We start from the raw sequence: 13030 nt of genomic DNA on the forward strand, positions 1-13030 counted from the left end.
ATTATCTATTGAAGATGTAAGTTTAATCAATAATCATCTTCGTTTTGAGATTGGGCAAAATTAGCCATATTGCCAATAGCTTCTTGAATATTTTCTTGTCCTGCCTCAATACACTCTTTTGCTAAATCCAGTAGTGATAATGAATCCCTATTACATACAGCATTAATGACCATTGGCAAGTTCATACCGGTAATTATCCGGACATTCATACCTAATTTTTCCCACTCAGGCAAACATCGCATTGATGCGTTATAAGGCGAGGCACCAAACAAATCGACAAAAATTAATACACCTTTACCACTATTAAGCGACTTTGAACAATTAAACAAATCGGTTTTTAATTGATTAATATCTTGTCCTGGATTAAGCGATAATGATGCAAATTTATCTTGTTCACCAACAATCATTGTAACACTATCTTTAATCCCTTCAGCCATCTTGCCATGACTCACTAATAATACACCTATCATATTATTTTCCTCGATTATTCAAACATTTTAATCGCTTCATTTAACGTTACTTTTTTCAAAGAAGGGGTTGCTTGGAAATAGATATCCATATTGGGATAGCTGTTTTGTAAATCGATTAGCAAATCAAGTTGTTGTTTATTAATTGATACTTCTTTAATTATTGACGTTGCTCCCGGTACAAGTGGTAAACCACCAATATTAAGATTGGTTATTGGCACGCCCGCCTTAATAATTTTATACATAACTTCAATATTTTTAGTAATCAAAATAACATTAAAATCATCATACTGGCGATCATTCCAATATCTTACTGCACCATCTTCTTTTAATACTCTTATTTTATGCCCTGTGCTGGCACCAGCACCTAAAATAATATTTTTAGTAAACTCATCATTTGCAGAGTAATCATCGGCTACAAACAACGCATTTGCTCCGGCTGCTTTAGACACATTAGTGGCAACTTGACCATGAATAAGGCGACTATCTACGCGCGCTAAAACGACTTTTCCCATAATTTAACCTCTATATTTTTTAATTTTATAAAATGCCAATAGCTGCTAATACACCGAGTATTATTGTTAATCCAACTAATGCTTGAGTTACTTTTAATCCTTTCTTATAAAAATAGAAATATAATCCCATCACAACCATAAGTGGCAAAACCCCTGGTAAAATTTTGTCCAGTGTGTCTTGGATAACGAAATCTTTGCCTGATAAAGTAAATTTTAAACTTGATGATACTTTAATATAACTAGCAGCTAAAATACCCATCATAAACAACCCTAAAATGGATAGTGCTTCAATAATCATCTGCATTTTATTACCAACAACTTCAGTTGCCGCATTTCGACCTAACTTAAAGCCTAACTGAGCAAAATAGTACCCCACAAAAAGTTGATAAATGACAAAAGCAAAGAAAGGAAATAAAGCACCGATTGCTAGACCTTCTTGAGCCCAAGGTAGCGCAATGGCTATGAAGATATACTGAATGGTTCCTGAGTCAATCGCGTCACCAATTCCCGCCAAGGCCCCCATTAAACCCGCTTTGGTATTATAAAGCACATCATTATCAATACTGATCGGTTTTTTCTGATAAACTTCATCTGCTCTTACAGATTCTAATGAAGCCATAATGCCTGAGATAGTACCGCCGCCCCAAGTTATCTGGGTATTAAAAAACAGTAAATGTCTTTGGTAAGCAGCAGCTAACTCACTTTTTGATTTATATAATTTTTTAAGAATTGGCATTAACCCCCACATTAACGAAGCAGCTAGATAACGGTCAAATGAGTGTGGGATCTCATTAGCATAATACCACCGTAACCAAGCAAAAGTGATATCTCGTTTAGTAATTGCCTCTGGCTTTAGATCGATACTTTCTTGTACTATTTGTGTCATTATAAAATTCCTCTTTCTAATCTATTAATCAAATAGTTACAGATTAATAATCATCATCATCAATTTGATTGTTATTATTTGAATTACTTCTTGGTTGATCTGCGACAGAATTAACTGCTTCACTTTTTGCTAGAACAAAAATAAATGCAATGATAGCGCCAACAATCGCGTAAGTGACCATGGTGATATTAAGTGGTTTTGCCATAACAGCCATAAAATACGCAAGTAAGAAGAAAATAATGTAACTTTTTTTACCAATAACATAGATAGTTAATGCAATACCGACAGCAGCAAGTCCGCCACCAATAACATTAAGGATGTGGAAAACTAATCCCCCTGCATTTGTTTTAATAACATCCGCAATAATTGGCGCACCAAAATACAGTGCTACAAACATAAATGGGACAAAAAGAACAAAGCTACAAATTATTGGTAGTATGATGATTGATAAAGTTAGACCAGAGCTATTTGCCTCTTGTGCATACTTTTCAGTTAATTTCATAATCATCGTATTAAAGAAAAATCTTAACTGATATAGGTAAGATCCCAATAATCCAACAGGCACTGCAACGGCAACTGCAGCGGTTGGTTCCATTTTACCCAGTAAAGCGACAGGAACTGCAACGGCTGTTGCAATGGCAGGTTCTGATGGCATTTGCCCACCTGGTGAAAAAACGCCCATGTAGATTAGTTGAATAGCTGCTGTGGTTATCATGGCATTATGAATATCATTAAAGACAATACCGACAATTAACCCCGTCATCATCGGTGTAAATCTTAGTGTCAAAGTTGCCCCACCTAGCCCCCGAGACATAACCATCGCAACCCATACTGAAATAATCGCGGCTTGTAGAAATGTAACATGCATATCTTGCATATCTAAACTCCTTGATATTGTTATTATCAATTAAACTTTAAAATAAACCATTAAGAAACAACGGATTGCAATTGTAAATTATTGACAAAATTTTCTACATCCTGCACACATTTTTCACCCATACCTTGTAAACATTCAATGGCATAAGCTGAAGTATGAGGTGTGACAAGCACTTTTGGATGCTGGACTAAGGGATTATCGTTATATGAAGGTTCAACGTACATTACATCTGTTGCATGTCCTGCAACAACACCACTATCTAGCGCGTTAATTAATGCACTTTCGTCAATCAATTCGGCTCGTGCGGTATTTGTAATATAAACACCTTTTTTCATCAAAGAAAATTGAGGTTGTTTTAAAATATGGTAGCTTGTTTCGTTTAATGATGCATTTAAAGAGATGATATCAGCATTTTTCAGCAAATAATCTAACTCAACAATTTCGATGCTGTGTTTACTCGCCCATGTTTTGTTAACTTTAGGGTCAACAACCAATAATCGAGCATTAAAACCGTGTTTGAATATTTCTGCTACGCGGCTACCAATATTCCCACATCCGATAACACCAACAGTTTTACCCGTAACATTGATGCCTAGAAAAGAGGCTCTTTTTTGCCATTCATTTGCCTTAACCGCAGCTTGAGATTGAACAGTTTGTCTAATTAATGCCAATAAATTAGTCACAGCATTTTCGGCAACCGCATCACGCTCAACTAAAGGCGGCACAATAGTGACGATAGTTCCATGCTCTTTAGCTGCTACTACATCAACATTATTAAAGCCGATACCATGACGTGAAAGTAGGAGTAAAGGTTGTTTTTTATTATCAAAAAACGCCTTGTTAAAAAATGGTCTAACACTTGCTATAACAATATTGAATTCTTGCAATGCGTCGGCGAGTTCTTTTCCGGGAATATTATTTTCAAAAGTAAAATGTTTTACTTCACCAATTTTTTCTAATCGTTTTAAATGATCAGGAAAATATTTCCCAAAACTACTTGAGTTGATTATTGCAATTTTATAATTTTTCACTCAATGCTCCTAATTAATCATACACCCTTACGTATTAATTATCGGAAAATAAAGGTAATTTACTTTCCAGACAGCCATAATGTGACTGGTAACATTTAGTATAATTTATAAGATTTAGAAAAAAGTGAATTTAGATCACAGATTTAATAAAAAACTTTTTCTATTAAATAGAGCCCAAAAACTAAAAGATATTGGAAAGCCAATAAACTATTTTTGATAAAAAATCGCAATGCAATTTAGTCCATCAATTATCAAATTAACCAATCCAATTGAATCATACTTAAAATGAGTATCAGTAATAAAAAAATTGAGCACTGCAATAGGCAGATGGTGAATGATAAGATCCCGTATAGATAGGGTCATAAAGAAAGTATTTAGACTTCACTGAACAATAAAAAAGGGCATATAGCCCTTTTTATAATCAACTCAGATAAATAAGCGAGTATTTAAAGTTGATATATTACTTTTTATAAGCATCATTATGCACGCCTATCGCAGCACGACCTGACGGATCATTGAGATTTTTAAATGACTCATCCCACTCAATCGCTTTTGCTGTTGAGCAAGCGACCGTTGGACCACCCGGTACACAGTGAGCAGCACTTTCAACTGGGAATAATTCATCAAAAATTTCACGATACATATATGCTTCTTTTGAAGCGGGTGTGTTATATGGAAAACGGAATTTAGCATTTGCTAATTGCTGGTCAGTAATTTTACTTTCAGCAATCTCTTTTAATGTGTCAATCCAGCTATAACCTACACCATCAGAAAACTGTTCTTTTTGACGCCAAACAACAGATGCGGGTAAATAAGACTCAAATGCTTCACGGACAATATGTTTTTCCATTTTGCCGTTGCTGCCACACATTTTATCTTTAGGATTAATGCGCATCGCCACATCTAAGAATTTTTTATCCAAGAATGGAACACGAGCCTCAACGCCCCATGCTGCCATGGCTTTATTAGCACGAGCACAATCATACATATGAAGTGCCGCTAATTTACGAACCGTTTCTTCATGGAACTCTTTAGCGTTTGGCGCTTTATGGAAATACAAATAGCCACCAAATACTTCATCGGCACCTTCACCCGATAAGACCATTTTAATGCCCATCGCTTTAATTTTTCGCGCCATCAAATACATTGGTGTAGAAGCTCGGATGGTTGTTACATCGTAAGTTTCAATAAAATAAATTACATCACGAATAGCATCAATACCTTCTTGAATAGTAAAGTTAATTTCGTGGTGAACGGTACCAAGATGGTCAGCAACAGCCTGTGCAGCTTTAAGATCAGGCGCGCCTTTCAAGCCAACAGCAAATGAATGCAATTGTGGCCACCAAGCTTCAGATTTTTCATGATCTTCAACCCGTCTTGCTGAGAATTTTTTGGTAATAGCTGAAATAACCGAAGAATCAAGTCCTCCAGAAAGTAATACACCATAAGGAACATCAGACATAAGATGGCTTTTAACCGACTCTTCTAATGCTACACGAAGTTCGTTAATGTCAGTTTTATTATCTTTGACATTTTCGTAATCCATCCAATCGCGTTTGTAATAAGTTTTGATTTCACCTTCAGTGCTTGACAAATAACTGCCCGGCGGAAAAGCTTCAATCGTTTTACAAACTGGCACTAATGCTTTCATTTCAGAAGCGACGTAAAATGTGCCATTTTCGTCATAACCCATATACATAGGGATAATGCCAATATGGTCACGACCAATAAAGTAAGCATCTTTATTAATATCATAAAGAACAAACGCGAACATACCTTGTAAGTCATCAAGGCAATGAATGCCTTTTTCTTGATACAGAGCAAGGATTACTTCACAGTCTGATCCTGTTTGAAATTCATAACGATCTTTGTACTGATTTCGGAGTTCTTGATGATTATAAATTTCGCCATTAACTGCTAAAACTAATGTTTTATCTTTATTATAAAGTGGCTGAGATCCAGTATTAACATCAACAATTGATAAACGTTCATGAGCAAGAATTGCTTTATCAGAAGCAAAAATACCAGACCAATCAGGCCCACGATGACGCTGTAGACTTGATAATTCTAGTGCTTTTGTTCGTAGTTGTTCTGGATCTGATTTAATATCAAGAATACCTAAAATCGAACACATTGATTTTCTCCATTTAAAATCGCACACGCGATACTATTACAAAATAAAAAACTAACTAAAAAATTCACACCATTGTTATTAGTAAAATAAGGTATGTCAAACTATCTGTTTAACAGCATACACATTATTCATACACAATTAAAGTACAATGTGATTATACTTTTCCTATTACTGCGAAAAGCTAAAAATTATTTTTTTAACCAGCGACCTTGTTGCTTGATATATTGCCCTGCTGGGGTTTTCTCTTGAGCTTTACTACCCGCTCTTTTTTCAACTTCACTTAAAGACACATTCGTTTCAGCTGAGACTTTTTGATATTGTGCTTTACGAGCCTGGTTAATTAATTGAGCAATTTCACTTGCATTAGCTTCATTTTTAACTACACCTAAATAACCATCATCTTGCTCACCCACAAAACCTTGCGCTTTAGCTTGACTCAATGCATCCATTGCTTGATCTAAATTTAATGCAAACACGGAAAAAGATAAAACCATCGACAATAAAACACATGATACTTTTTTATAGATTGTCATAACAACCCCCTAAACAATTACATCATAATTTATTTAATTGAATATAAATAACAAAAGTTATTGATATACCATATTAGATTTTTATTTATCAATATCAAAAATGCCAATCAAACACGAAAATTCAATTATTTAATATAAGCCTGACTTATTAATAATATTATCTAATGCCTTATCAACTTTAATATTAATTTGGTGATCTATTTTTACATTTAAATTAATATTAATAGGTTCACTTGGTGCTTCTACTTTAACTGTGGGTGAACATCCACTTAATATAGTGGCACATATCACCATTGCAATAACATTTCGTAGCATAAAATAACCTCTTATTTAAAAGATTCCTTCTTTAAATGTGCTTCAATACGTTGACGAATCGGTTCACTAATGTGATCTGATAATTGTAAACTCATCAATAATTTAACAATATTTTCTTGTAGATTAATATTTAAATTAACGGCTTTACCTTTTTTTATTTTTGGATTTTTGCCTTGAATGTTAATCGCTAAATTTGCTATTTCATCAGCATAATTAACACTAGCAGCAAGTTTAGTATATTCAAAATTCTGTAACACATTGGTGACTAATTGCATGTTAGGATTGTTTTTTGCATAATCTTGCAATGCTGAATTATTAAATGCTAAATACCCTGATGCAGTTGTAGCAAGTTCACCGTTTTCAATTGAGACATTATACCTATTATTATTTGCTGTTGAAATCTGAGTTATTTTGATTGGTAACATACCATCAATAGATCCTTCACCATTAAGTCCCTCAACCGGGTAAGTGGTTAAGATATCCTTTAATTGGATTGCTTTTAAATAGACTTTGATACTTTGCTTAAGTTTATTGAAATTTATTGTGCTATTGTTAACCAAAATTTTTCCAGAAAAAAGCGTTGACTCAAAGCGATGCCAACTTAATTTGCCTTTGCTTATGGCGTTAAAAGATGCTAAATATTCTCCGGCAAATTTTACATTTTCAAATAATATGCCGACATTCACATTTCGTATTCTTGTATTAAATGTTTCAATCAAGAACTTATTATCTTTAACTAAAAGTTGCCCACCACTTGATGCTGATTTAATTTCAACATTATCATAAATACCATCCAAATTTTGGATATTGAATCTTCCATCAATGATGACATTTTCAATAGTTACTGGAATTTTAGATTGCATTGCAAAATTTAGTGTGCCATTAAGATTAGCTAACATTAGGTTGGGTGAAATACTTACTTGCTCTGCATTTATTGTCGAGTTACTGACATTGAGTGAAAGACGATCATGTTTTAGCCACCCATTAAAAAGAACCGTTATTTTGGCATTTTTTATATCAGCTTGATTTAAGATAGTATTAAATTCAGCAGTGGTGATATCCACTCGAGATTCAGCACGATTTAACAATAAATTAGCTGAAAGTTCACCACTATAATTTTTATTGAATGAAGCACGAAGTTGCAATGAATCTAACTGCTTTTCCACATTAATTTTAATATCAATAAGTTCATTGTGTTGCTGATAAAAACGTATTGAATCAATATGTATTAATTTGGGAAGCCATGTATAAAAACTAGCGAAATTGGAAAAGGGGCTATCTGATTGTTCAGTATGACTTTTATCATCTATTGGCAATGAATCTGTATCGATTTTACTTTGATTTGCTTGCCAGTAAATTTCTAAATCTGTCGCCGATAAATTCGACCAAGAAAATTTTAAATTTTTACCGGTAATTTTCAGTTGAGATTGTTTAGATAGGGTCAGTTCATCAAAACATAAACCGTTAAAACCGATGCTCATACCTCGCCAATCAACTGTAAGATCGAGTTCTTGTTTTAAACTCTGCCAATACCACCATCCAAATGAACTAAATAATAGCACAATGAGTAATAGAAAAGATGGGATCAAATAACGCTTCTTTAAACGTACCATTTAATATTCCTGACCCATTACATTCATTGCCGGTTTTGCCGGCAATGATAATTGAATCACACTGATGTCTGTTCCCGTTGATCAATATAAGCAAGCGCTTTATCTATACGAGCTAAAGTCCGTTTTTTACCTACAGCAAAAACGGTTGCATCAACCGATGGAGATTGACCAATACCCGTTACAGCAACGCGTAATGGCATACCCACTTTACCCATACCAACCTCAAGCTCAGTTGCGGTTGCTTCAATAGCATGATGAATTTTATCAATTTGCCAATCAAAATCAGCAATCGCCTCAATTTTCGCTTTAATAGCTAATAGTGGCGCTTTAGCAACTGGGCGTAGGTGTTTTTTAGCTGCATCAGCATCAAAATCATCAAAATCTTGATAACAATACGCACATGACTCAGCCATCTCTTTCAAGGTTTTACAACGCTCAGCAAACAATTTAATTATGGTTATAAGGTCAGGACCTTGACTTAAATCATAGCCATGTTGGTTCATATGCCAAACTAAATGCTGCGCAACATAATCGGCATCCAAATGATTAATATAATGATGATTCAACCAAAGTAATTTTTCGGTATTAAACGCACTTGCAGATTTACTTACTGCATTTAACGAAAATAAATCTATCATTTCAGATATCGAAAAGATCTCTTGATCACCATGTGACCAACCAAGACGCACCAAATAGTTAAGTAATGCTTCCGGTAAATAACCATCATCACGATACTGCATCACACTTACTGCACCATGACGTTTTGATAATTTTTGTCCGTCGTCACCTAAAATCATTGATACATGCCCATACTCAGGTAGAGGTGCATCTAATGCTTTAAGAATATTAATTTGACGAGGCGTATTATTAATATGATCTTCACCGCGTATAACATGTGTAATTTGCATATCCCAATCATCAACGACAACGCAAAAATTATAAGTAGGTGAACCATCAGTTCGGCGAATAATTAAATCATCAAGCTCTTTATTGGCAATTTCAATTGGACCACGAATTAAATCGTTGAAAACAACAACGCCATCAACCGGATTAGCAAAACGCACAACATGCGGCTCATCATGAGTATGCTGTTTTTGTACAGCATCACAACGACAATGCCCATCATAACGGGCTTTTTCCCCTTTTGCCATTTGCTCTTCGCGCAGTTTTTCTAGGCGCTCTTTAGAACAATAGCAACGGTAAGCCGTTCCTTTGGCCAACATTTCGTCAATCACTTGATTATAGCGATCAAAACGCTTAGTTTGGAAATATGGGCCTTCATCCCATGACAATTTAAGCCAATTCATACCATCCATGATAGCATCAATCGCTTCTGGTGTTGAACGCTCAAGATCAGTGTCTTCTATACGTAAGACAAATGAACCCTTGGCATGGCGAGTATAGAGCCAAGAATAAAGTGCAGTACGAGCACCACCAACATGTAAATAGCCAGTTGGACTTGGCGCAAAACGAGTTTTAATTTTCATGAAATAATCCTAATAATAACAAAAGTAAGCTTGGTCATGAAAACTCAAAACCAACGCTTTTTTCTCTAATTCGACCCAATCAGTCAATAGAATAACTTTTTGATATAAATTCAGTTTAGTTGCTTATTCTAGCATGGTAAAAGGTTTCGGCAATAGCCGATTACTATCGGCAACATGATTGCGACAATCGTTAATACAGTTAAGTTGATTTAGACGATTTAATAGAAATCGTTGAACAAACAAATCTATGCGTGTTTTAACTAAAAATTAATGTGCTTCATCCCAATTATTACCCACACCGACATCCACTTTTAACGGGACTGATAATTGGTAACAATTTTCCATAATAGATTTAATTTCAGTTCGATACGCATCAACTAATTCATGCTTAACCTCAAACACTAACTCATCGTGCACTTGCATAACCATTCTTATATTACCGGCTGACTGTTTTTTAATCCATTTACTCATCTCAATCATGGCAATTTTGATAATATCAGCAGCAGTGCCTTGCATCGGTGCATTAATCGCTGCGCGTTCCGCTCCGCGGCGCTCAATGCCATTTGTTGAGGTGATTTTTGGTAGATATAAACGTCGACCCGAAAGTGTTTCAACATAACCACGTTCAGCGGCTAACTGACGCGTTTGTTCCATATAGTTTTGTACGCCGGGATAACGTTCAAAATACCGATCGATATAAAATTGTGCTTCTTTGCGAGCTACATTGATTTGTTTCGACAAACCAAAAGCACTCATGCCATAAATCAGTCCAAAATTCACCGCTTTCGCTCGGCGCCTTTCTTCTGATGTCACTTCACTTTCGGACTTACCTAAAATTTCGCCCGCAGTTACGCGGTGGATATCTTTGTCATGAGCAAAAGCATTAAGTAAGCTTTTATCTTGCGACAAATGCGCCATGATACGTAACTCAATTTGTGAGTAATCCGCCGAGATGATCTTATACCCTTCTGGGGCAATAAAAGCTTGACGAATGCGGCGACCTTCTTCATTTCGAACTGGAATATTTTGTAAATTTGGGTCATTAGAAGATAAGCGCCCCGTCACTGTACCAATTTGGTTATAATTGGTATGAATACGATGATCAATAGGGCTAATCATTAATGGTAATTTATCAGTATAGGTATTTTTAAGTTTTGCCAAGCCTCGATAAAACAGAATCATACGTGGCAATTGATAATCATTAGCAAGTTCACTTAGCACTTCTTCACTGGTTGATGGATCACCCTTAGGTGTTTTTTTCAATACCGGCAATTGATGCTTATCAAATAAAATGGCTTGTATTTGTTTTGGCGAAGCAGGATTAAATTTTTCGCCAGCCAAAAATTGTAGTTGTTGCTCGGTTTCCCTTAGTTTGCTGTCCAATTCCTTTGAATATTCATTGAGCAACTTAGCATCGACTAAAACGCCTGTTCTTTCCATCTCGGCAAGTACCAGAGCAAGCGGCATTTCAACATCAGTAAAGAGTTTGATTAATTTTGGATCTTTTTCAAGGCTTGGCCACAATTTATTATGCAGTTGTAGCGTAATATCGGCATCTTCAGCGGCATATTGAGTGGTTTTTTCAATATCAATGGCATCAATAGTTAGCTGTTTTTTATCTAACTTAGTCAGTTCATTATAAGTAATAGTTTTATGATTTAGGTAACGATGAGCCATACTATCCATATCATGACGTTCGGTGCTATTTAAGACATAAGATTCAAGCATCGTATCAAAAGCAATGCCTTGCACTTTAATATCATAATTAGCCAAAATACTATAATCAAACTTAGCATTTTGCGCGATCTTTTTGATATTAGGATTTTCTAAAATTGGTTTTAATTTTGTTAATACTTCATCAAGTGGTAACTGATCTGGAACCCCTAAGTATTGATGAGCTAGAGGAATATAAGCGGCTTGATAAGGAACCACACTTAACGATATTCCAACGAGCTTAGCATGCACATGATCAACACTATCTGTTTCTGTATCAAAAGCAAATTGTTTACAATTACTTAACTTAGTGAGCCATTCATCAAGTTGTGCCGACGTTAAAATGCATTGATAATCAGACTCTTTATTTTGTTTAACGTCTTCATTATCGGAAAATAATGGCACACCACCGCTAGGGAATGATTTTTGTTGTTTTAAGAAAGTACCTGCCATTAACTCTTTTTGCCAGCGGTGAAAACCATAATAGGCAAATAATTCGTTTAATGCATTCACATCAATATCACTTACCATCAGTTGTTCGCTAGTAAAATCCAATTCTACATCAGTTTTAATGGTGGCAAGTAAATAAGAGAGTTCAGCCTCTTCTTGGTTATCAATCAGTTTTTGTTTTAAAGATTTTGCGCCACGAATTGAAAGTTTTTCAATTTCATCAAGACGAGCATAAATATCTGTTATGCCACTAAATTCAGCTAATAAGCTTTGAGCTGTTTTTTCACCAACACCAGGAACGCCAGGAATATTATCGGAAGAATCGCCACGCAGTGCTAAATAATCAATAATTTTCTCGGGTGGAACACCAAATTTTTCGATCACCCCTTGAGGATTAAGTACGGTGTTATTCATAGTGTTAATTAAAGTAATGTTATGACTCACTAACTGAGCCATATCTTTATCACCAGTACTAATTAGCACATCCAGATTTTCGCTTTCAGCTTGTCTAGCTAACGTACCAATAACATCATCAGCTTCAACACCTTCAATACACAGTAAGGGTAATCCCATTGCTTTCAAAATAGTATGAATAGGCTCAATTTGAGGGCGAAGATTTTCAGGCATCGCTTCGCGGGTTGCTTTATATTCGCTATAAATCTCATTACGGAAAGATCCCCCTTTAGCATCAAAAACCACAGCAATATGAGTCGGATTAAATTGATTAATTAAACTACGAATCATATTAATGACACCAAAAATAGCCCCTGTTGGTTCACCTTTGGCATTAGTTAACGGAGGACATGCAAAAAAAGCACGATAAAGATAAGAAGAACCATCAATTAAGATAATGGGTGTGTTATTTGGCATCATAATCACCTAGGTTATGCTATATAATAGTGAATAGTATAACCTAATTGGCAATAATATTCTTATTATGACCGATAATATAACGTAAAAATGTTTAATATGAATCATACACTTTAGTATAAAAAACGCGTAAAAAACT

At 35.1% G+C, this 13030-nt stretch carries 11 protein-coding genes; all 11 read right to left on the reverse strand.

Going from position 1 to position 13030, the window contains the following annotated elements:
* Positions 1-26 precede the first annotated feature (26 nt).
* Complete coding sequence (locus J3U63_RS11650; protein ID WP_267344781.1) at positions 27-470, reverse strand: PTS sugar transporter subunit IIA; 444 nt, start codon at positions 468-470, stop codon at positions 27-29.
* 14 nt (positions 471-484) lie between these two features.
* The gene (locus J3U63_RS11655; RefSeq protein ID WP_267334367.1) at positions 485-982 is read right to left on the reverse strand and encodes a PTS system mannose/fructose/N-acetylgalactosamine-transporter subunit IIB; all 498 of its coding nucleotides are present in this window, start codon (positions 980-982) and stop codon (positions 485-487) included.
* 25 nt (positions 983-1007) lie between these two features.
* The gene (locus tag J3U63_RS11660) at positions 1008-1868 is read right to left on the reverse strand and encodes a PTS system mannose/fructose/sorbose family transporter subunit IID (protein ID WP_267349118.1); all 861 of its coding nucleotides are present in this window, start codon (positions 1866-1868) and stop codon (positions 1008-1010) included.
* Between the two features lie 43 nt (positions 1869-1911).
* A complete protein-coding gene (locus J3U63_RS11665; RefSeq protein ID WP_416379615.1) occupies positions 1912-2736 on the reverse strand; it encodes a PTS mannose/fructose/sorbose/N-acetylgalactosamine transporter subunit IIC in 825 nt (274 codons plus the stop codon).
* Between the two features lie 59 nt (positions 2737-2795).
* A complete protein-coding gene (locus J3U63_RS11670) occupies positions 2796-3776 on the reverse strand; it encodes a D-isomer specific 2-hydroxyacid dehydrogenase family protein (protein WP_267349115.1) in 981 nt (326 codons plus the stop codon).
* A 460-nt stretch (positions 3777-4236) separates the two neighbouring features.
* A complete protein-coding gene (asnB, locus tag J3U63_RS11675; RefSeq protein ID WP_065633200.1) occupies positions 4237-5910 on the reverse strand; it encodes an asparagine synthase B in 1674 nt (557 codons plus the stop codon).
* Between the two features lie 188 nt (positions 5911-6098).
* The gene (locus J3U63_RS11680) at positions 6099-6443 is read right to left on the reverse strand and encodes a YdbL family protein (RefSeq protein WP_267344784.1); all 345 of its coding nucleotides are present in this window, start codon (positions 6441-6443) and stop codon (positions 6099-6101) included.
* A gap of 129 nt (positions 6444-6572) precedes the next feature.
* On the reverse strand, positions 6573-6758 hold the full coding sequence (locus J3U63_RS11685) for a YnbE family lipoprotein (RefSeq protein WP_267334378.1): 186 nt from the start codon (positions 6756-6758) through the stop codon (positions 6573-6575).
* A gap of 11 nt (positions 6759-6769) precedes the next feature.
* Positions 6770-8371: an intermembrane phospholipid transport protein YdbH family protein gene (locus J3U63_RS11690; protein WP_267371610.1), complete on the reverse strand. Its 1602-nt coding sequence runs from the start codon at positions 8369-8371 to the stop codon at positions 6770-6772.
* A 56-nt stretch (positions 8372-8427) separates the two neighbouring features.
* Positions 8428-9858 (reverse strand): glutamate--tRNA ligase, encoded by a 1431-nt coding sequence (gene gltX, locus J3U63_RS11695; protein ID WP_267334382.1) that lies wholly within the window; start codon positions 9856-9858, stop codon positions 8428-8430.
* 267 nt (positions 9859-10125) lie between these two features.
* Positions 10126-12894 carry a DNA polymerase I gene (gene polA, locus J3U63_RS11700; protein ID WP_416381307.1) on the reverse strand — a complete coding sequence of 923 codons (2769 nt, stop codon included), beginning with the start codon at positions 12892-12894 and terminating at the stop codon, positions 10126-10128.
* Positions 12895-13030: the final 136 nt, after the last annotated feature.

This window comes from Gilliamella sp. B2838, from assembly GCF_026536185.1.
Taxonomy (GTDB): Bacteria; Pseudomonadota; Gammaproteobacteria; order Enterobacterales; family Orbaceae; genus Gilliamella.